19 protein-coding genes are annotated in these 20,935 nt (G+C 39.1%); 3 read left to right on the plus strand and 16 right to left on the minus strand.

What is annotated here, in order from left to right; genetic code table 11:
- Window positions 1-4 precede the first annotated feature (4 nt).
- The 8 genes from J0A69_RS11720 to J0A69_RS11755 all read right to left on the minus strand — a co-directional run bounded on the left by J0A69_RS11720 (window position 5) and on the right by J0A69_RS11755 (window position 7,182).
- Window positions 5-775 (minus strand): 3-ketoacyl-ACP reductase, encoded by a 771-nt coding sequence (locus tag J0A69_RS11720; RefSeq protein ID WP_206586737.1) that lies wholly within the window; start codon window positions 773-775, stop codon window positions 5-7.
- Window positions 772-2,217, minus strand: a complete 1,446-nt coding sequence (locus J0A69_RS11725) for an oxidoreductase (protein ID WP_206586738.1) — start codon at window positions 2,215-2,217, stop codon at window positions 772-774. The genes J0A69_RS11720 and J0A69_RS11725 overlap by 4 nt, the downstream gene beginning before the upstream one ends.
- On the minus strand, window positions 2,214-3,599 hold the full coding sequence (locus J0A69_RS11730; protein ID WP_206586739.1) for a glycoside hydrolase family 88 protein: 1,386 nt from the start codon (window positions 3,597-3,599) through the stop codon (window positions 2,214-2,216). Before J0A69_RS11730 ends, J0A69_RS11725 begins: the two co-directional genes overlap by 4 nt.
- Window positions 3,583-4,995, minus strand: coding sequence for a sodium:solute symporter family protein (locus J0A69_RS11735; protein ID WP_206586740.1), 1,413 nt, complete (start codon window positions 4,993-4,995; stop codon window positions 3,583-3,585). Before J0A69_RS11735 ends, J0A69_RS11730 begins: the two co-directional genes overlap by 17 nt.
- The gene (locus tag J0A69_RS11740) at window positions 4,992-5,204 is read right to left on the minus strand and encodes a hypothetical protein (protein ID WP_206586741.1); all 213 of its coding nucleotides are present in this window, start codon (window positions 5,202-5,204) and stop codon (window positions 4,992-4,994) included. Before J0A69_RS11740 ends, J0A69_RS11735 begins: the two co-directional genes overlap by 4 nt.
- Before the next feature lie 175 nt (window positions 5,205-5,379).
- Window positions 5,380-5,784: a DUF418 domain-containing protein gene (locus tag J0A69_RS11745; RefSeq protein ID WP_317194870.1), complete on the minus strand. Its 405-nt coding sequence runs from the start codon at window positions 5,782-5,784 to the stop codon at window positions 5,380-5,382.
- Between the two features lie 3 nt (window positions 5,785-5,787).
- Window positions 5,788-6,342: a DUF418 domain-containing protein gene (locus J0A69_RS11750; RefSeq protein ID WP_206586743.1), complete on the minus strand. Its 555-nt coding sequence runs from the start codon at window positions 6,340-6,342 to the stop codon at window positions 5,788-5,790.
- A gap of 354 nt (window positions 6,343-6,696) precedes the next feature.
- Window positions 6,697-7,182: a hypothetical protein gene (locus tag J0A69_RS11755; protein WP_206586744.1), complete on the minus strand. Its 486-nt coding sequence runs from the start codon at window positions 7,180-7,182 to the stop codon at window positions 6,697-6,699.
- A 144-nt stretch (window positions 7,183-7,326) separates the two neighbouring features.
- On the opposite strand from J0A69_RS11755, the gene J0A69_RS11760 reads away from it, so the two are divergent.
- A complete protein-coding gene (locus J0A69_RS11760) occupies window positions 7,327-9,402 on the plus strand; it encodes a S9 family peptidase (protein ID WP_206586745.1) in 2,076 nt (691 codons plus the stop codon).
- A 49-nt stretch (window positions 9,403-9,451) separates the two neighbouring features.
- Here J0A69_RS11760 and J0A69_RS11765 read toward each other — a convergent pair whose 3' ends face one another.
- The 8 genes from J0A69_RS11765 to J0A69_RS11800 all read right to left on the minus strand — a co-directional run bounded on the left by J0A69_RS11765 (window position 9,452) and on the right by J0A69_RS11800 (window position 16,627).
- On the minus strand, window positions 9,452-9,982 hold the full coding sequence (locus J0A69_RS11765) for a DinB family protein (RefSeq protein WP_206586746.1): 531 nt from the start codon (window positions 9,980-9,982) through the stop codon (window positions 9,452-9,454).
- Between the two features lie 116 nt (window positions 9,983-10,098).
- Window positions 10,099-10,470 (minus strand): hypothetical protein, encoded by a 372-nt coding sequence (locus J0A69_RS11770; protein WP_206586747.1) that lies wholly within the window; start codon window positions 10,468-10,470, stop codon window positions 10,099-10,101.
- A 148-nt stretch (window positions 10,471-10,618) separates the two neighbouring features.
- Window positions 10,619-11,503, minus strand: a complete 885-nt coding sequence (locus J0A69_RS11775; protein WP_206586748.1) for an MBL fold metallo-hydrolase — start codon at window positions 11,501-11,503, stop codon at window positions 10,619-10,621.
- A 236-nt stretch (window positions 11,504-11,739) separates the two neighbouring features.
- Window positions 11,740-12,900 carry an esterase gene (locus J0A69_RS11780; protein ID WP_206586749.1) on the minus strand — a complete coding sequence of 387 codons (1,161 nt, stop codon included), beginning with the start codon at window positions 12,898-12,900 and terminating at the stop codon, window positions 11,740-11,742.
- Between the two features lie 12 nt (window positions 12,901-12,912).
- A complete protein-coding gene (locus J0A69_RS11785; RefSeq protein ID WP_206586750.1) occupies window positions 12,913-14,109 on the minus strand; it encodes an esterase in 1,197 nt (398 codons plus the stop codon).
- Between the two features lie 238 nt (window positions 14,110-14,347).
- Complete coding sequence (locus J0A69_RS11790) at window positions 14,348-14,986, minus strand: DUF2306 domain-containing protein (protein WP_206586751.1); 639 nt, start codon at window positions 14,984-14,986, stop codon at window positions 14,348-14,350.
- A gap of 21 nt (window positions 14,987-15,007) precedes the next feature.
- Complete coding sequence (locus tag J0A69_RS11795; protein ID WP_206586752.1) at window positions 15,008-15,499, minus strand: SRPBCC family protein; 492 nt, start codon at window positions 15,497-15,499, stop codon at window positions 15,008-15,010.
- Window positions 15,500-15,520: 21 nt separating this feature from the next.
- Window positions 15,521-16,627 (minus strand): alanine racemase, encoded by a 1,107-nt coding sequence (locus tag J0A69_RS11800; protein WP_206586753.1) that lies wholly within the window; start codon window positions 16,625-16,627, stop codon window positions 15,521-15,523.
- 198 nt (window positions 16,628-16,825) lie between these two features.
- On the opposite strand from J0A69_RS11800, the gene alaS reads away from it, so the two are divergent.
- Together alaS and gatB are read left to right on the plus strand one after the other, a co-directional pair.
- Window positions 16,826-19,450 carry an alanine--tRNA ligase gene (gene alaS, locus J0A69_RS11805; protein ID WP_206586754.1) on the plus strand — a complete coding sequence of 875 codons (2,625 nt, stop codon included), beginning with the start codon at window positions 16,826-16,828 and terminating at the stop codon, window positions 19,448-19,450.
- A 20-nt stretch (window positions 19,451-19,470) separates the two neighbouring features.
- Window positions 19,471-20,931 carry an Asp-tRNA(Asn)/Glu-tRNA(Gln) amidotransferase subunit GatB gene (gene gatB / locus J0A69_RS11810; protein ID WP_206586755.1) on the plus strand — a complete coding sequence of 487 codons (1,461 nt, stop codon included), beginning with the start codon at window positions 19,471-19,473 and terminating at the stop codon, window positions 20,929-20,931.
- The last annotated feature ends 4 nt before the right edge of the window (window positions 20,932-20,935 follow it).

A 20,935-nucleotide genomic window follows, 5' to 3' on the forward strand; every position in this document is an offset into this window, starting at 1 on the left:
CCTTTTACATTCTTGCGATGGTCAAGCCGCCGTCAACATTAATGATTTGCCCGGTAGCGTAGGGGAGGTCTCCCTTCACTAAAGTGGCAACTACTTGGCCGATGTCTTCCGGTTTGCCGATTCTCGTTTCTAAGGTGGCTCCGGTTTTCACCAACTCCAGATAAGTAGCCCGTACTTTTTCAATCATATCAGTATCCACGAATCCCGGTCTGATTTCGAAGACAGAAATTCCATGAGGAGCCATCCGAATTGCCATGGTTTTGGAAAGCATGGATAGACTTGCTTTGGACATGCAATAGGCTGCTCTGGTTGTTGAAGCTAATTCAGCAGAAACTGAAGTAATATTGATGATATAACCCTGCATGGATGGATTTGAATCTTTTAAATCAATCATCCATTTGGCAATTTCCTGGGTCAGAAAGAAGGTGCCTTTTTCATTGATGTTCATCAAATGATCGTAATCATCCTCGCTAACTTCCAAAACATCACAGCGATTTCTGGGAGCAACTCCGGCATTGTTGACCAATACATCAATTTTACCGAAACTACTTCTCATCCCTTCAATAATGGAATGAAGATCCGATCTTTCGGCAATATTTCCTTGGAGATAGACCACTTTAGAACCCAAAGCTTTCAATTCATCAAGGTTAGCTTTTGCATCAGATTCTGGTCTTACTCCGTTGATTCCTAAATTATAGCCAGCCTCAGCCAGTTTCTTGGCGATGCCAAATCCAATTCCTCGTGATCCTCCTGTAATTAATGCGACTGGTTTCATTTGTTTTTTGCTGCTTTAAGTTGATCGTGTTCTTCCATTTTCTTGTAAAAAGGATCCAAAGGATAGCATCCCGAAATGATTCCGTTTCTTGGAGCTGTGGTGCAATCAGAAAAAGTCCGACAGATTTTGGGACGTTTCATTTCATTTCCAGCCAAAACATCCGCTGGTAAATCCGGATAGCTGAGAACCATTCTTCCCAAACCTATTGAATCTGCTTTTCCTTCATTCAAAACGTTGTGACCTACATTTGGAAGCCATTCCTGGAGATAAGAGTAGGCTGATCCCACCACATAAAATTCAGGGAATGCTTTTTTCACTTCGGCACATGCCTGTATTTGTCTGGCAACTCCATGAAGTGGATCCTCTGGTGGATTATAGCCATCGGAAGGAGGGAAGAGTGCTGGTCTCTGAATATGTGGGTTATAATAAGGGCTTCCCGCTGTGGTACAGAGTAATTCGATGTCTAGCTTTTTCAGTTCATTTAGAAATTCGAAAGACTCAGAGAGTTTTTCTTGTGTTCCGGTTTCATCCCCTCCAAATGCATACTTGTATCCATCAGTCATGGAGGGAATTCCCTTTCCGTCTGGACCTTCCTTGAAAGGAACCCAGTCAAAAATGCTCATTCTTACCCCAATTTCCAGCCCTGGAGCTTCCGCGCGTATTCCTGCTACAATCTCTCTTAAAAACCGGGTTCGATTTTCCAGAGACTTTCCATACTTCCCATCTCTGTCGTATGCGCTTAGGAACTCATGGCCCAAATACCCATGACAATGTTTGATATCCACAAACTTATAACCCGCTTTTTGAGCTCTTACCGAAGCAATCACATAATCATCGATAAGTTCTGAAATCTCAAAATCACTCATAATGGGATAATCCTCGGCCAATCCAAATTTCTTATTTAAAACCGGATGGGAATAGAGGATCTTAGGCTCCATTTTGGTTTTGCTATTAGGCTTGCAAAACCTTCCACTATGCGTCAATTGAAGTCCGGTCAACAAATCACTCGTATTCCCAAAAGCTTCTTGATGCTCCTTCTCAACCATTTGATAAAGCCCTTCAAATTCTGAAAGATTGGCTTCATTCATCACCAATTGATTGGGATTGGCTCGTCCTTCATGTCTGACGGCTACTGCCTCACATCCCCAAAGTAATTTTGCTCCGCTGATCGCAAAGTTTTTCCAACGTCTTTTTGTCATTTCAGATGGTCTCCCATCTGTCGTTCCATCCCATCCTTCCATTGGGAGGATGCAAAATGAGTTTCCGATTTGATTTCCGGCTCTCGTAGTATAGGATTTTGCAAAAGGAGAGTCCGTGCCTTTTGTCAGCTCTTCATCAAAGCCCAAATCAATATTTTCCTTCGCAAGATATTCCCGGAAGATCTCAGCTGTTTTCAGCTGAGCAACTCGGGGATATTCCGGTTTGTATTTTCCGCTACTCATGAGATAGGTTGGATGCAGTTAAAGTAACTATAATAGGTTTCCTGATTGAGCATACGCTGAAGTACCAAAGCCAATTCACGCGCATGATAATCTCCCCACATGGAAGATTCTCCATAAGGAGCTTTATCAGGTTCAGGTTGGTAATCCCAACCATTTGGCTGATGGTAAATGCTGTGTAAAATTAATCCTTGATGGGATTTGTCAGTTGATAGGTAAGGCTCACTGAAAAGTGATTTGGCAACAGATAATGCTGCTTTTATGTATTTTTCAGATGTTTCTGGCTCACTTTTTTGAAGGAAATTCCCAATTCTCAAAAGACCTTGAGCTGCGATGCAAGCTGCAGAACTGTCGACTGGTTCGAAGCTATTGAATGGATCTGATTCCCGGTTTAAATAATCTCCCATTTTTGATAAGCCAGGAGCTCCGGTATCCCAGTAAGGAATTCCGTCAGTGGGCGTGTTTTGAATATAAAACTCGGCGGTCGCTTTCGCTGCAGTGAGCAGTTCTTCTATTAAAGCATTTTTGGAAATCAGGATAGCATAGTCTCGCTCGTCAATCTGATCTAAAACTTCTAAGGTTTCACCCAATCCACAGATTGCCCAAGCCAATCCTCTGGTCCAAGTGCTAAAACCTGTATATCCCTGCTGGGAATTTGGACAGCGGTAATTTCCGTCATTGGTATTGAAAATGATTTCATGGGCTGTCCTCCCGGCAATGTCATAGGAATCTCTTCCATTACCATAATAGATTGAGTATTTCACTGTACTCAGGATATGCTGGATTGCTCGCTGGATCAAAGAAATACGCTTGTCATTTTCTCCCTGAAGCACATGTCCCAAAGCATGAGAAACTACCAAGGCACGGCAAGAACGGATGGTGTCCACAAACAAAGAATGAGGTCCGTTAAAGGAGTAAATAAAACCACCTCCTTGGATTGTTGTCCAACGCATAGCCTGAACCGCACCACTTACTTTTAAGGCAATTTTATAGAAATTCTTCTCCCATTCGTTTTCTGAGATTTTACCCTCCTTCATTAATCTTAGAAGGTTTCCGTAGGTGCTCACATTGTTAAATCCATGATCATGAACTCCAGTATGAGTCAAATGAAGAGCCATTTTGTTAAGGGTATTATCCCGCCCGATTTTCAGGAATTTTTCGTCTCCTGTAGCATCAAATTGTAGTAGGGCAGATCCATACTGAAAACCTTGGGTCCATTCAGTCCAGCCTCGGGTTACATAAACACCCTTTTCCGTAAAAACCGGAGCTCCTTTGGCAGGGTCAAAAGACTTTTCAATCAATTCAATTTTTTGACCGGAAAGCTTCCAAAACTGCTCTAATGGGCCTTTTAATTCATTTATATTTATTTCAGGATGAAGCTTCATTTTTTTTGGTTTTTGAATGGGTAATCATGATAGCGCTCGTGAATACAAATAGTATGATATACATCACAAAATCCAGAGGTAATCCAAAATACTTATCTGGCACAACCCCCACTATAGATAGGATAAAAAAGGACAATGCAAAAGCTGAAAGACCGATCAATGCTTTAGGAGGTTTGCTGAAAATCACTGCTCCCAAAACCACCGGCGCAATCATGGATGTGCCAGCAAAACTCACTCTTGCCAAGAGCACCAATTCATCGCTCATGTAAGTAGAAAAGACCAAAACGATCAATGAAAATACAAGGATAGAAATTTTGGTCACCCTCATATTTGATTTGTCTGATCCTCCTAATAAGCTTCGCAACTCAGTTCCTAAAGCAAAAATCTGTGCATTGGTGGTCGAAAGACAGGCTGCAAATAAACCAACTACTGCCAAAGCTGCTACAGGAACTGCCTGATCAAAAAGCAAAGCTTGGCTAAGAAAGTCTGCAGTACTGGCTTCTGGATATTGGATTGCCCCATATAAGCCAATAAAGGCAGTTGGTAGGATTACTAAAATGGCGAAAATCCCAACTGCATAGGCCATTCGATGCACTGATTTCAGATTTTTCATCACCACCAAACGAGTGGTAAACTGCGGTTGAGAAACAGGAATCAAAACAATAGCAATGGCAGAAGCAATCAGAAATGGACTGCTGAAAAGTCCATTTGGTCCAGGAAGAGAAAGTAAATCCTTATTTGTCGAGGCAACCTGAGCGATACCGTCTTCTAAGCCACCAGCCATTTTCAGACAGGTAAGACCAATTATCCAAATCACGGCAAGCATGATAACTCCTTGGATGGCATCACTGTAAACAATGGCCTTAAGCCCGCCGATTTCAGAATAGATCAACATGATGAAAACCAACAAAGCCGACCAAGACCAATAGGGGAGCATGTCGGGAAATGCTGCATCTAAGAAGATAGAAATACCTCTGATTTGGATGGCTACATAAGGAATCAAGAACAGGAAGGCGCTGGCAAAAACAAGATAACCAGCAAATGAATTTTCGTAGCAGGATTTCACTAGTCCGGCTATGCCTTTATAACCTTTGATGGTTGCTCTTTTTCGAAGCGCATAACCAAACCAGATCAGAAAGAATACCATTAATGCATCCGAGAGTGCCAAGAAAATCCAGGCCCCAACTCCGTGGGTTCGGAAGAAATCCGGCATTCCCATAAATGTAAATGCACTAAAAAGGGCTGCAGAGAATGTCAGGAAACCTAAAATGGTTCCAATATTTGATCCTGCGAAAATGAAATCATCTGAGGTCCTGTCTTTTCGATAAGATCGATAAGAGGCATAGCCTAGCATGGCTAGGAAAATACCAAAGAAGAATACTAACCAACCGATCATGGCTTCTTAGGATCTTCGTATGGAAAAAGTTTGGAGCCGAGGAATGTTGCGAACACAACTACAACAGTCACTATAAATCCCGTCCAAAATATATAAGGTACAGAACCTAATTCGGGATCAATTTTTTGTTCGCTGAATAAAAAGAGGTAGGCTACTACTGTCAATAGGATCACTGATAGAACCAATAAGTTCCAGGATTTGGATTTCATAATTTTGGGTTTGATTAATTTGGTGATCAACCTTAAAATCCTAAGGAACGATCAAGAAAGGCTTAAAATAGCAATTATAGTTTTAATAGCTAGCCTGAACAGTCTGACAATTACCAGAAGGGAATTGATAATTCACGGAATCGATTTCTATTTTAATGAATCTGGATTAAGGCAATTACTTTCCTTCTATTTGGTTCTTTTTTATTGGAAAAAATTTCTGATAAGTAAAACATCTCCATAACCATTCTAAAGGTCCATATTGGAAGTAGGATAACCAGAGTTTACTGTAGAACCATTGGAAAATAAATACTCCAATTGCTAAGAGAAATGTCTGAACTGGAGATAGTTTTTCATACCAACCCAAACCAATTGATGAAAAAAGAAAAAGACCAATCACACTTTGCAAAATGTAATTAGTCAGTGCCATTTTTCCAGGATATTTGAATGGTTTGATGAGTTTTTTCCAAGAAGTGAAATAGTAGAGGTAGGCCAATAGCCAAAGGTAAAATAGTCCGAAAGCTAAGTCGGATAAATACATGATTTTGAAAAAAATGGGTCGGGCAATTTCATTTCTATAAATTTCCTAGTTTGGTAAATAAAAGATGAATATTATTCTATAAGCATTGGTCAGTATCATTATCCAGATGACTGATTTTTGAGTTTTTTTCACCAATAAATCCAGTTGCCTCTCAAACTGATTCTTTCCAAAATAAACCTCTAAAAGGAACATTGATAAAGCCAGTGGAGCTAAGTAAACGAAAAGGATTGGGACGTTTGATAAGTATTCCTGGACTCGAAAATTAACCGTTTCCAAGTAGGGACCATTTCTGAGGAGTTCAGTGATTTTTTCAGAAGGATAGGCTTCCAGAAAAGATTCAGGTGAAAAACCAATGTGTTCAAAAAACCAAAAGGCAAACTGATCATAAAAAGGAAAAATCAACAAGAAAATTGAACCTCCAAGAATCCACTTATCAGGAAGATAAATGATATAAATAATTCCTAAACCCAATAAAGCATACAAATGGATTACATCTCCATTCCACAAAAACAGAATATGCATGACTCCAATCACAAAAAGGAAAAACATTCTGCGGAAATAAAATGAAATCCTATTTTGACTTAGTTTGAACAATTTCATGGTTTGCATTGAAATGCCAAGTCCAAATAAAAATGAGAAAATCGGAAAAAATTTGCTGTAGAATAAGAGTTGTAGAACCCTAAAAACGACAAGATTTATGTCTCCTTGAAATTGCTTAGCAAAAATTCCTTGGTTTGAAATTGCGCAATTCATGATCTCAATATTGACCACAAAAATCCCAAAAACAGCAAACCCTCTAAAAATGTCTAGTAATTCAATTCTATCACTTTGTGATATCGGTAAACTCATTATTTAGCTTTTAATGAAAAGCTAAAATGAGGAAATTAATTGAGTAGAAAGAATTAATTGAAAATCGGTAAGATTTTAGAAATGAACTCAAGTTTAAAAGTTCTATCAGGAAGCACTGGTTATAGCCACATGAAGGTTCATTGCATATCCCACATAAACCAGCAATTCATTATTATCTACCTGCGTATCTTCATATTTAAAAACAATCGTATAATCTAATTTGAGTTTTTTCCAATTGGTTGAAGCTTTCAATTCCATCAGCACTTCATCCTGCTCATTTTTTAGGCAAAAATCGGATTGCCAAAAACCTGTCCTTTCCAATGTGAACTTTAAGAGTTTACCTTCCTCATTTGTGTATTGGATATGCATTTTACCATTCCAAGACATCCCAATCGTCCCGATATTTTTGCCATGTTTTCTGATTTCAGATTTGGTTTGAAATAGACCTTTTGGCTTTATTTCAATCTTTTGTCTGTCCAAAAAAGCTTCCGCTTTGCCCAAAAACCAATTGGTATAATTCAGTTTGAAGATTTCTTGATGACCTTCCAAAACTTTGAAACTACCGTTGCCAGATGTTGAAATGAGATTCATGATATTTGGGGTTTATTCTTAAAGCTTCTAAAAACAATACGCTTTCCTTAATCATAGAGTTATTCCATCCGTATATTTTAGACTTAAAATTTAAAAGAAAAGTACTATCATCGGGACTTAGAATAGTTAAAACCCTTGAATCATATGAAGAATAAGTTCATCCTCACGATCGCGGCAACTTTGGCCTCCGTCGTGATGACACAAGCACAGGATAAGTTGAAAAACATGCCTGGCTATGAACAATACCAAAAAATGGCTCCGCAGATTTACAGCTCTGTGAAATCAGGAGCAATCAATGCCACTTGGAACGAAGAAGGAACAAGCTTTGAGTATGTTCAATCTGGAAAACTTTATAAATACGACCTCAAGTCTAAGACTACAACTGAGATTGGTGAGGCTCCAAGGATGGAACGAAGAAGATATAACGGCCCGGCAAGAGGTCGCCAATTTGATTCTGCAGTTTCTCCCGATGGTAAAGTAAAAGCCTTCACAAAGGATAGAAATATGTACATCAGTAATCCTGACGGATCAGGAGTCGTGGCTATTACTACTGATGGCAATGAAGAAAACCAAGTGAAGTACGGAATTGCTACTTGGGTCTACGGAGAAGAATTGGGACAAAACACAGCTATGTGGTGGTCTCCAGATAGCAAGAAGATTGCTTTCTACAGATTTGTAGAGAAGGACGTGAAGAAATACTACGTTTTGCTTGATCAACTTTCATTGTATGACTCATTGGAAATCGAAGCTTATCCTAAAGTTGGTGAGCCAAATCTACCTGTTGATTTGATGGTTTATGATTTGGAAACTAAAGAGATGAAAGAGCTGGATATTCGTGATGGCAAAGCCTATGATGACGGAGATCTTGGAACTTACATCTATGACATTTCTTGGACACCTGATGGAAAAGAATTGCTTTTTCACAGCACAAATAGAAGGCAGAACATCCTGGAGCTTCGAGCTGCAAATCCTGAAACAGGTAAAAGCAGAATTGTGATCAGAGAAGAATGGCTTCCAAGTTTCGTAGAGAACTCTCCTGAAATGGAAGTCTTGGCAGATGGCGAGCATTTTATCTGGGCCTCTGAAAGATCAGGGTTCAATAATTATTACCTGTACAATTTTGATGGCACTTTGGTTAATGCAATCACTAGCCATCCTTTTGAAGTGGCAAACATTGTCAAGGTGGATGAAAAAGCAAAGGAATTGTACTACATGGCTCGATCTGGTGAAAACCACATGTTGATGCAATTGCACCGTGTGAAACTGGATGGTACGAAGGACATTAGATTAACTGATCCTGCATTCAACCATTCAGTAGCTATTTCACCTGATGGAAAATATTTTGTAGATGTAGCTCAAAAACATGATGTTGCCCCATTTACTAATTTGATTGATTCCAAAGGTAAAGTGGTTGCTGAATTGGCAAAAAGCGACATGAGTAAGTTTGAAGAGCTGGGATTGAAGAAGGTGGAGGTATTTACTTTTACTTCCAAAGATGGCGTGACTGAGCTACATGGCATGATTCATTTTCCATCAGACTTTGATCCATCCAAAAAGTATCCTGTGATTCTAAGTAATTACGGTGGGCCGGCAACAAATGCATTTCGTGAGAATTTTACTTATCCAGATCCTTTGACAGAATATGGGTTTTTGGTATTGAATATTGATGGCCGAAACGTAAAAGGAAGAGGAAAGAAATTGTTGGATCAACTTTATGGAAATCTTGGTTTAGTCGAAATGGATGATTTCGCAGAAGGAATCAAGTCACTGCACAGCAGACCCTATTTTGACAAAGAGCGAGTTGGAGTTTATGGTACTTCCTACGGAGGAACCACAGCTGCTTCCATGCTTTTAAGATTCCCTGATTTGGTTCATGCTGCTGTTGCTAACTCCTCTGTGACTGATTGGAGATTATATGACAACATTTACACTGAGCGATTTATGAGCACTCTTGACAACAATGAAGAGGGATACAACAGATTTAGTTTGATGAATAAAGCCGATCAATTGCAAGGGGAATTGTTGATTTTCTTTGGAACAGCCGACAATAATGTGCATCCTTCCAATTCACTTCAGTTGATCAAAGCATTTCAGGATGCTGGAAAAAGCATAGAAGTTCAGATTGCTCCAGATGGAGGTCATACTGCGCTAAACCGCGATCGAATGATGGAGTTTTTCATCGAGCACTTGGTGACGGATTATCAAAAAGAAGTGAGGTAACCTCAAAGAAATAATTTAAAAGCCAGGTTAGGTAATTCTGATCTGGCTTTTATTTTTTCAGGCCTTCTATATTCTTACAGAAATTCAGTAAGAGTGAAATCTGACCTAAATGATAAATATCATGGTGTAAAACACCCAAGATGAGTTCGTAGTGATTGTATATTTTTTTACTGAATGGTTTTTGGAGTAGGGTTTTATCTGTTTCATTCAAAAAATCAAGCCAGTCTTCTTGTGAATCTTTCAATCGAACAAGAGTATGTTCCCATTCCAAATCGGTAGGTGATTCTATTGGGCAAATGAAATTGTGTTCGGGCGAAATATAGCCGTTTTGAGGGATGCCTTGAAGGACTGCTTCTCGCCAGCCAATAATATGATTCAGGATTTCCCAGATAGAATTGGTTTCTGGAGAAAATTTATATGCCGCTATTTCAGGGGTAATTTGGGAAAGTTTTGAAATGAAATTTACCCCAAGCCAGGGGTCACCATCGTACTGTTTTTCAAAAAGACTCCGGATTCTTAAGGTTTCTTTCATAAAGACATTGTATTCCTTTAAAATACTAAATGTCAATGGTTTTCCCATAGACTTTTGGGATAAAACCCTTCTAGTCGAAAATGGTTTTTGAAATGAAATTAATTCCCTCCGATTCTTTTAGGACTTCAATCTTGATGAATAACTAAAAAAAATCTACATCCAGCCTATTTGAAAGGCTTGATCAAAAGCGTGTAGTTTTTATCATTATCAAATTGGACAAACGGCATGTTGCTATAACCTTCCAGTTTTGCCATTGGCATAGGATCCATGAAACTTTGCTCTTGTGGATTAATGAAATGGATTTCTCTATTTAATGGAATCACTCGCCCATTTTTATCCTCCAGCGATCTTAATTGTGCGTAAGGTTTTAGATCTTCAATTGGGTTTATGGGATGGACTTTTAGGGAATCAGATAAAAATGGACTGATTTTTAAATCGAATTTTGGATCAATTTTTTCAAGCACTTCAGCTTCTTGTGCTGATACTTTGAAAGTGAAGGCTGCGAACAAAAGAACTGTAGCGTATAAAAATTTCATATGGAGGATTTGTTTAATACTTTCTTTTTGTACGGAATAAGTTAGGTTTAGTTAGTTGATTTTCAAGGTTAAAAAGACTTAAATGCTCTTTTTTAACAAAAAAAGCGTTGCCGATAGACAACGCTTTCAAAGTGAGGTATTTGATTTCTTATAAATCAACGGTTTTGAAAACCGATTCTATAAACCTTTCTGAGTTGATGAAACCCTTACCGAATTCTTCATCCCATTCCTTAGAAAGCCCCATTTTTTGAACTTCCTCTAGACTTTTTCCGGAAGACTTGGCGCTTTTCACTCGCTCTCTGACAGTATCAATCATATCTCTGTAAGATTTGAGAGTAGCTCGATCTGAAACTTTTCCATGGCCCGGGATAATTTTGGTTTGATCATTCACCAGGAAAAGAGCCCTGTTTAGGTTTGTGATTAAACCTTCTATATCTCCGTTGGAATTTATATCAATAAAGGGATAGCCACCATTTGGAAAATTATCTCCTAGATGAATCACATTCTTCTCAGGGAAATAAATGAATGAATCCCCATCAGTATGAGCGCTTTCCATATGGAAAATCATCATCGTATTATTTGGGTCCAAATGAATTGTCATTTCATCAGTAAAGGTGATTTCAGGCAAGGCTAAGTAAGGTGTTGTAGATGCAGTTTCACCATTACGGGGCATGCTCATTCTTTTTCTCACCGCATCATTTGCGACAAGGATCGCACCTTGTTTGGCCATGTTTTCGTTTCCTCCTGTGTGGTCACCATGCCAGTGAGTATTTACAACATACTTGAGTGGTTTGTCTGTGATTTTCCTTACCGCAGCCAATATTTTTTCTGAGAGTTGTCCAAATTGATCATCGATCATATATGCGTAATTCTCGCCTACAGCAAGACCGATATTACCTCCTGACCCAAAAAGCACATAAATATTGGGGGCTAGTTGTTCTGAGGTAATGGTGACATTCTCCATTCCAGATTGGGCTTTTGAAATGCCTGCGAATAGCAAGCATGACAAAAAAATAAAGGTTAATTTTTTCATAGGTTGGTTATTTGTGCCAAAATTTAAATTGAATTCTTTCTTGATACGGGTTGATTCTTCTGAAATTACTAAATAAAACCCAATAGATCTCTAGGGTTTTATTTTAGGAAAACTCCAATAAAATATAATTGTTCTGACTTATCTCTTCCAGTTCTAATTTGAAATTTATTGGAGAGCATTTTTTAGCCAAGTGTCATAAAAAAAGCGAAGTATCAAACTTCGCTTTTCCTTATTCTTTATTGAAATAACATTGGAGCAAAAATGCTCAAGTAATCTCTCCAGTTTGCCCAAGTATGGCCTCCGGCGCTTTCATAATATTCGTGTTCAAATCCGGTCTTATCTAAAACGCTTAATAGCCTTTTATTGGAATCCATGACGAAATCATCAACACCACAGCCTACCCAATATTTTTCTACACCAGAGTTTTCCAAAGCTGTGAACTTCTTTTCCATTTCAGCCATGTCAGCATTGGCATCAAAAATACCACTACTAAAAACGCCGATATATCCGAAAGTTCCAGGGTTTTCTATAGAAGCAGTAATGGTATGACCGCCACCCATTGATAAACCGGCAAGTGCTCTTCCGTCTTTGTTTTTGATGACTCTGTAATGCTTTTCGATGTAGGGTACTACGTCTTTTACTAAGCTTTCTTCAAATTTTCCCTGAAACTGAGCATAAGTCTCACGGGTTACAGCTTCTACACCTGGTCTGTTTCTCAGGGTGCTGGCTTGCCATGCATTTCCATTTGTCATTACGATCAACATTGGCTTTGCCTTTCCTTCAGCAATCAAGTTATCCAAAATATGATTTGCTCTACCTAAAGCTGTCCATGCATCTTCATCACCACCCGCTCCGTGAAGCAAGTATAAAACCGGATAGGTTTCATTCCCTGAGTCATAACCCGGAGGAGTATAGACATACATTCTTCTATTGCTTTCCAAAGTAGGAGAGGAATACCATACTTTAGATACATTTCCATGAGGCGTATCATTTAATTCGAAGACATCAGCTTCTTCTCCAGGAACCATCAATAAACTTGCATAACGTGTTCCGTCTCGTAAAGCATGTGGGTTTGTAGGATCAATCGCAGATACACCGTCGATGAAAAAGTTGTAATGGTACATGGAAGATGGAAGTGGATCTACAGTTACAGACCAAACGCCAGTTTCGTCTTTTTGTAATGGTAGAGTTTCCCGAAATCCCATCCAGCTCCCATTTAAGGTCACTGCATTTGCATTTGCAGAATATACTCGGAAAGTGACAGAATTATTGGCAGCAACCTCCGGAGAGACTACTCTTGGGGCTTGCATTGCAGAGATTTCCTGCGCAGCTACCTCGTTTCCTATTGTGATCAAAGCAGTTGCAATGATCAAATGATATAGTTTTTTTAGGTTCATTTTGGTAATTGATTAGTTGAATAATTGAGGAACAAACTGAGTCAAGTAAACTCTCCAGTTTCTCCAGATATGACCGCCTTCTGATTCTACGTATTCATAAGGCATCCCCATAGCATCCAGTTTATCACGGAATTCTTTATTGGCTGCATAAAGGAAATCGGTATTCCCGATAGCTATCCAATATAACTCATAGCCATTGTCCATCTGAGTTTTTAATGTCTCATCAAAATTGGAATAGACTTTTCCAGTAGCATCTTCTCTAGGCATGATTGCGGCTGAGAATAAGCCCATGTAATCAAAGGTGTTTTGGTAATGTCTGGAGATGTGTAAGGTATGGAATCCACCCATTGATAGACCAGCAATTGCCCGGTTAGCTTTATCCGCTTTTACTTGATAATTAGCTTCTACGAATTTGATGATATCCATAAAATTGGCTTCGTAGGTTCCATCCATAGTTTTTGGAACCATAAACTGTGGTTTATAAAAACCTTCACTGCCTTCACCTGGAGCTCCGTCTTGGATAACATTTCCATTTGGCATCACTACGATCATCGGTTTTGCTTTCCCCTCGGCAATTAAATTATCCATGATTTGTGCCGTACGTCCTAGAGAAATCCAAGCCTCTTCATCTCCACCTGCGCCATGTAAAAGGTATAAAACTGGATACTTTTCATTTGATTTTTCATATCCTGGAGGAGTATAAATAGTGATTCTCCTGTCCATTCCAAGTCCCGGAGAGTCGTACCATCTTTTGGAAACTGTACCATGCGGTACGTCATTGGTTCTGTAAAGAGCAGCTTGACCATCACCAACGATAAAAATATTGGTTATCGAAGCCACATCTCTGATTAGGAAAGGGTTGTTTGGATCAATTGATCTTAATCCATCCACCAAAAAAGAATAATTGTATAATTCTGGTGACAGAGAACTTGAGGTAAATGACCAAACTCCTTTATCATCTTTTACTAAATCTGCCTTTCCGGGAGCGTCCATCATACCTCGAGGTGTTTCCACTTTTACGGTTGGAAGAAAATCCCCTGTTACTTGAACCGATTCCGCAGTTGGAGCAAAGAATCGAAAGGTGACAGAACTGTCATCGTGGATTTCAGGGGAAGTGATTTGTTGAGCTCCAAAAAGGGCTTCCTGTGCATGGGATTTAGTTCCAATTAGAAAAGTAATTAGAACTGCTATCCATAAATTTTTTTTCATGGCTATAGATTATTTCTGGTTTTGTTAATAGGGTTGAAGCAAAAACTAATTCAACTTTTAAATCTATTGTTTCATAATGACAAATACTAAAAAAGGGTGATAATTTTACAGCAATGAACGCTTTATAATCAGTTGGGAGAGTGGTGACTTCAATCAATTTCACTTCTCTTGTCTTCTAAAAAACAAAATCGATCTTTTTAGGATCGATTTTTAATGAGCTTCGAGTTGAATTGGGAAATCAGGCTTGAATGACTTTTTTGGTTTTTTGTTCTCTTTTTGAAATAATCCAATAAGCTACCAACATGTTTGGAACCCAGCACAACCAAGCCACCACTCTATAAGCTGGAATAAATCCTCCCAAGACATTCTCTAAAATCGGTAGGTAGATTCGTAAAGTCACAGCAGCGAAACAAGCTGCGTAACTATAGGTCATCCAGTTTTCATGAGAATCAAAGTCTTTGTTTTTTGCAGTTTTCCAGCCCATACCAGTGGTGAAAAGCCAAACTAAACCTAAGAGGAAAAATCCTAAAGAACTGACAATTCCTCCGACTGTATAAATCGACACATACACTCCTGCAATTCCTGAGAAGAAAACAGCTGTGACATATGCCATTCCAATTCGCTTATGCAGCTTCCTATTCTTATCCCTTAGTTTTTGATGAAATTGAATCCAGCCTATAAGCAGGGAAAAACCTCCCAGAACGATATGTGTATAGAAAAAGCTGTTCCAGATCAAACTATTCAACTCTTCGGGACCATGCGAATTCAGAACCCCAAACTGACGGCCAAAGACAAAATAAAGGATCGGGTAGAGGCCTATAACTGTACCAAAGAATCCAAATAAAACCCAAGAGATTTTGTTCGATAAAGCGCTCATTGCTTCAATTCCAGTTTAGATTTACTCCTCAAGGTACTTTTCCAATTGACCAAAAGTTGCCGAAAAACCTTCTTCCATTTGCGAAATGCTATTTGAGAAAACGGCTTTCGATTCATCGCTAGCATTATGGGGAAAAGAGACCATGTCGATTCTGGTCTTTCCATCTTCCTCATAAAACTCCAGATCCAAAATCATTTCCAATGGCCAATCCGGACCAAAAGGGATTTCTGGAGCTTTTACTGTTTCACCAGCTTCATTCGAAAAACAATTGATTACCTGGATTTTATGAGGTTCTCTGATATTCTGGAAAACCCATTTTGCCCACATTTCAAAAGCATCATTTTTCAAAACAAAGTGGAAAATACCATCCGTATGAAACTCAAACTTTTTCGTTTCCATGGCAAAACCTGCCGGTCCCCACCACTTTTCAAGACTTTCTGAAGTAGTAAAAGCATTGAAAACAGTTTCAAGTGGAGACTGAAAATAGCGGATTATCTGAAGTTGCTTATACATTAGGAAAGTGTTGAAATTAATTTAGGCTGAATATCCTTCTGCATGGTCCACTACTTTTCCGTCAATTGTCAAATAGGATCCCATAGCATCTGCTGTCATACAAGAATGCACAGGAAGGATTCCCAGTAAATCCCCAACTTTCACCCTAGCCATTAATTCCTTTGAAGCTTTAATGATACCATGCTCTTGGGAGATGCTTTTTAAGTGCGAACGATCTTCTGGAATTTCCCAGCCATTTTCATCCAAATACACCACTTCACCGAAGTTTTTGTTGCCATCTGAATCAATAAGAACATCTTTCGCCAAATGGACTCCTCCACCATGAACAAGAATTTCATTTCTGTCTTTTTTGATGTCCACAACTGGTACTGCCAAGCAAACAGCAATATCTGATTTGTAACATCCTCCCAATTCGGCTTGCATCAGATCATAGAAGACAAAATTACCTGGACCCATTTCATCAATATCTCCAAAATCTTCCATCACAGCGCATCCTGGGGTGTCCCCAACTCGAGTCGCTAATTTTGGATATTCTGTGCTATACTTATTTTTCAGCATGCTGAGTGCATTTCTTGATTGTTCATAGATAGCAGGAATGTCAGACATATAATAAGTATGTCCCGGATGTAGATAGAATCCTTTGAAATTGAGCTTGTCTGATTTTTTAGCAATGAATAAGATGTCTTCAATCAATCCAAAATCGGTTACTTCCACACCTGTTCTACCGTATCCTGCATCTATTTCAATAAAAAAACCAACAGGAAATTCTAATTGGTCAACAAGCATTTGGGTAGTCGTGGTATTGATCAGCTGAACGGAAATAGACTGTTTTTCTGCTATTTGATTCAGTTTTGGGATTTCCAATGGATTGAAAGGAAAAGCGATATGTATGTTTACCCAACCTTCTCCACTTAGGTATTCAGCCATTTTAATGGAGGAAGCAGTTACTTCCGTGATTCCGTATTCTTTGGCCCAGTCACCGATTTCATGGGACTGTGCAGTTTTGAAATGGGGAACCAATTTCATGTTGTGGCGAGCAGCCTTGTCAGCCATGCGTTTGATGTTTGCGCGGCAGATATTTTCATCAAGAAGTAAAGTAGGAGAGGTAATGTGATCTAAATAGCTCATTATGATTTTTGAGTTTTAAAAGTTTATTGAAAGTAAGAAAGATTTATGAAGTTGGAAACTGGATTGGAATCAAAGGAAGTTCAAAATAGAAATTCCGTAAACAATGCAGGTAACACCATCAATTCTATTAATTTTGTCACCCGATAAAATTGGCTGGAGTTCAGCTGAAAAGAGTTAATAATTGCCTCAAAACCTTTCATGGAAGCAAAAGAAATCAGGAGCACCTTCATTGAGTTTTTCCAATCCAAAGAACATTATTACGTTCCGTCCTCACCAATTGTAGTCAAAAATGATCCCACGTTGATGTTTACCAATGCAGGGATGAATCAGTTCAAAGACGCTTTTTTGGGAAATGAAGTCGCCAAATATGCTCGTGTAGCCAACTCTCAAAAATGTCTTCGTGTCAGCGGCAAGCACAACGACTTGGAAGAAGTGGGCGTGGACACCTACCATCATACCATGTTTGAGATGCTTGGCAACTGGTCTTTTGGAGATTATTTCAAAGCAGAGGCAATCGAATGGGCATGGGAGCTATTGACTGAGGTTTATAAACTTCCAAAAGACAGACTTTACGTTTCGGTTTTTGAAGGCGATACAGGAGATAATCTTGCGATGGATTCCGAAGCTTTTGATTTTTGGAAAAAAATCGTTCCTGAGGACCGAATTATCATGGGTTCCAAGAAAGATAATTTCTGGGAAATGGGAGATACAGGACCTTGCGGACCTTGCTCTGAAATCCACATAGATTTAAGGCCAGATTCTGAAAGAGCAAATGTTGCTGGAAGAGATTTGGTCAATAATGACCATGAACAGGTTATCGAAATCTGGAATTTGGTTTTCATGCAATTCAACAGACTTGCTGATGGAAGCCTGAAAGAATTGCCAGCCAAACATGTGGATACAGGAATGGGATTCGAGCGATTAGTTCGTGCTATCCAGCAAAAATCCTCCAATTACGATACGGATTTGTTTGCACCTTTTTTAGCTGCTTTGGCAAAGAAATCAGGCAAAACCTATGGAAAAGACGAACAAACTGATATTGCATTCAGAGTAATTGTAGACCATATTAGAGCTATTTCATTTACGATTGCAGATGGACAGCTACCTTCCAATAATAAAGCGGGTTACGTAATCCGTAGAATTTTGAGAAGAGCGGTTCGTTATGGATATACCTTTTTGGGCTTTCATGAGCCGTTTTTGTATGAACTGACTTCTTTGATTGCTGAAAATTTTGGAGATGTTTTTCCAGAAGTAAGACAGCAGCAGGAGTTCATTTCCAAAGTCATATATGAAGAAGAAGCATCGTTCTTGCGTACTTTGGACAATGGCTTGAAAATATTAGACCAAATCAAAGCTGAGCTGAAGGAAAAAAATGAAACGGTAATTCCTGGCAAAACTGCTTTTGAATTATACGACACTTTCGGTTTCCCTTTGGATTTGACTTCTTTGATTGCCAGAGAAAATGGGCTTTCACTTGATGAGAAAGGCTTTGCCATTGAAATGGAAAAGCAAAAGACTAGATCTAGAGCTGCCTCTGAATCAGAAACCGGAGATTGGGTATTGGTTCATGAAGATTCTGGAGTGGAATTCATTGGATACGATTTTCTGGAATCTCATTCCCATATCATCAAATACAGAGTTATCACTGATAAAAAAGGAGACAAATACCAGATTGTATTAGATAAGACTCCATTTTATGCTGAAAGTGGAGGTCAAGTAGGAGACACAGGATGGTTGGTTTCTGACACGGAGAAAATCCGAGTGATCGATACCAAAAAAGAAAATGACCTGATCGTTCATTTTGTTGAAAAGCTGCCAAAAACTCCTGGTGTGAGGTTTTCTGCCGAGGTGGATCGTGAGAAAAGGAAATTAAGTATGAATAATCATACTGCTACCCATTTGCTTCAGTCTGCTTTGAAACAAGTTTTGGGAGATCACATCCAGCAAAGAGGTTCTTTGGTCAATGAGGAATTGCTTCGTTTCGATTTTTCTCATTTTGGAAAAGTAACAGACGAAGAGATTGCGCAAGTGGAGGAAATCGTCAATGCTAAAATCAGAGAAAATATTCCTTTAGTCGAACAACGAAATGTGCCGATTGAGGAAGCGAAAAAGATGGGTGCAACAGCGCTTTTCGGAGAAAAATATGGGGACTTTGTTCGCGTTATCACATTTGACCCGAATTATTCTGTAGAACTTTGCGGTGGAACTCACGTCCCTTCTACAAGCCAAATAGGACTGTTTAAGATTGTTTCTGAAGGATCAAGTGCTTCTGGAGTCCGAAGAATTGAAGCGATCACTGCAAAAGCGGCTGAAAGCTATTTAAGAGAACATGACATTTTGGTGAAAGAGATTCAAGAGCTTTTGAAAAATCCAAAGGATATAAAAAAGGCAGTTGAAGCTTTGATTCAGGAGCGAAATGAGCTCAAAAAAGAAATCGAAAGTCTGCATCAGGAAAAGGCTGGAGCTGTAAAAGGTCAGTTATTAAATCAATTCGTAGAAGCAGATGGCATCAACACTTTGATTGCCCAGGTAAGTCTCCCGAATGCTGATTCTCTGAAAAAATTGGCTTATGAATTAAAAAATGAAGTCGAGAATGCATTCGTGATTTTGGCAGCTGCCATCGATGGCAAGCCACAGATTGCGGTAATTATCGAAGATGCTTTGGTACAAAGTAAAAATCTGAATGCCGGTCAAATCGTAAGGGATTTGGCAAAAGAGATTCAAGGCGGCGGCGGAGGTCAACCGTTTTTTGCCACTGCTGGCGGAAAAGATCTTGCTGGTCTAGAAAGAGTAGTGGCAAAGGCCAGAGAATTGTACCTTTAAAAAATTGAAAAAACGCTGTAATGGTTAGCGAAGAAATAAAAGACAAGTATCAACTGGTCATTGGACTTGAAGTTCATGCCCAGTTGCATACGAAGAGTAAAATTTTTGCTTCAGACTCAACAGAATACGGTAATTCTCCAAATACCCAGATTTCTGTCATTACCCTTGGCCATCCTGGTACTTTACCGAAGGTGAATAAAAAGGCGATTGAATACGCAGTGAAAATGGGTTTGGCTTGTAATTCAGAAATCACAAGACATAATATTTTTTCAAGAAAGAATTATTTCTACCCTGACCTTCCAAAAGGCTATCAGATTACACAAGACAAAGGACCTGTGTGTGTCGGAGGTACTGTTCCTATTAAGTTAGAAGACGGGACCACGAAAGAGGTTCTACTCAACCGTGTGCATATGGAAGAAGATGCCGGTAAATCCATTCACCTAGCAGGAGAGCCGGATACCTTGGTAGATTTTAACAGAGCAGGTACACCTTTGATCGAAATCGTATCTGAACCGGATATGAAGTCTCCAGAAGAAGCCTATGCTTTTTTGGCGGAGATTAAAAAACTGGTGAAATACCTGGATATCTGTGATGGAAACATGGAGGAAGGATCACTGAGATGTGATGCCAACGTTTCTGTGATGTTGAAAGGAGCCAAAGAATTAGGAAAGAAAGTGGAAGTGAAGAACATGAACTCTTTCCGAAACGTTTTCCGGGCAATTGAACATGAGCACAATCGCATCATAGAATTATTGGAAGCAGGGAAAGAAGTGATTTCTGAAACGAGGACTTTTGATGCTGCTACTGGAACAACAGCTAGTATGCGAACCAAAGAGGACTTAAACGATTACAGGTATTTTCCTGAGCCCGATTTGAGTCCTGTAGTCATTTCAGAGGAGTGGTTGCATTCGATTCGCGAAACTATGCCGATTCTCCCAAGGGAGCTTCAGAAGAAATTTGTCGAAGAGTTCGGTTTACCAGAGTACGATGCTTCATTTTTGACTGAATCAAAGGAAATGGCTTTATGGTTCAATGAGCTTTGTACCAAAACAGGAAATTATAAAGCAGCATCCAATTGGATGATGGGACCTGTTAAATCGACTTTGAATGAATCAGGGGTGACAATTACGGATTTTCCAGTGAGTACCGATTCGTTGTCTGATTTGATCGCTTTGGTAGATGAGGGAAAAGTGAGCTTTTCAATTGCTTCTCAAAAGATATATCCAGAAATGGTTCAAGGTTCAAAAGCCTCGCCACTGGATATTGCTCATCAATTCAACCTGATACAGGAATCAGACGAATATTCCTTGAAGCCAATCATTGAATCTGTTTTAGAGGAAAATAAAACAAAAGTGGCTGAATATAAGTCTGGTAAAAAAGGTCTGATTGGCATGTTTATGGGACAGGTAATGAAAAAATCCCAAGGAAAGGCAGATCCAAAAGTTGCCACAAAACTATTAACTGAATTATTAGAAAAATAAACTT

The organism is Algoriphagus pacificus (genome assembly GCF_017254845.1).
Classification (GTDB): domain Bacteria; phylum Bacteroidota; class Bacteroidia; order Cytophagales; family Cyclobacteriaceae; genus Algoriphagus; species Algoriphagus pacificus.